2 pseudogenes are annotated in these 603 nt (G+C 74.0%); both read left to right on the top strand.

Going from position 1 to position 603, the window contains the following annotated elements:
• Nucleotides 1-392 (top strand): annotated as a pseudogene (locus tag A5622_RS09575) (hypothetical protein); the annotation flags it as partial.
• Nucleotides 350-603, top strand: a pseudogene (locus A5622_RS09570) (class I SAM-dependent methyltransferase); the annotation flags it as partial. The pseudogenes A5622_RS09575 and A5622_RS09570, both read left to right, overlap by 43 nt.

Genomic DNA, 603 nt, shown 5'->3' with positions numbered 1-603 from the left:
AGGCCGCCGAGTTTGTCCACCGCGCGGCGGCGCAACAGGACCGTCTCCACCAGGATCGCGGCGCGGTCACCGAATCGGGCGCGGGCGGCGGCGACGTCGGCGACCCGGGTGGCGTCGGTCAGCTCGAGCCGGGCGACCTGGAGCGGATGGCCGCCAACGCCGGGGCCGCCCAGGTGCGGACCGTCAGCGAGGAGTTCACCGCCGCGATGTTCGGCTGGCCGGTGCGCACCTTCGAGGCGTCGGTGCCGCCCGGGCGGCTGGGCTGGGGCTGGGCGAAGTTCGCCTTCAACGGCTGGAAGACGCTGAGCTGGGTGGACGCCAACGTGTGGCGCCGTGTGGTGCCGAAGGGCTGGTTCTACAACGTGATGGTGACCGGGGTCAAACCCTCCTGAGTGGTGGGCTGCGGTTCAGCGCGCAAGACGTCGGCTACCTGCGGTCGGCCGCGGGTGCCGCGGCGCTGGCGGAGGTCGCCCGGCTCGAGCTGACCGACGCCACCCGGGTCGCCGACGTCGCCGCCGCCCGCGCCCGATTCGGTGACCGCGCCGCGATCCTGGTGGAGACGGTCCTGTTGCGCCGCCGCGCGGTGGACAAACTCGGCGGCCT

It is taken from the genome of Mycobacterium sp. 1245801.1 (assembly GCF_001673055.1).
Classification (GTDB): Bacteria; Actinomycetota; Actinomycetes; order Mycobacteriales; family Mycobacteriaceae; genus Mycobacterium; species Mycobacterium europaeum_A.
This window is presented reverse-complemented; position numbering and strand designations above follow the sequence as displayed.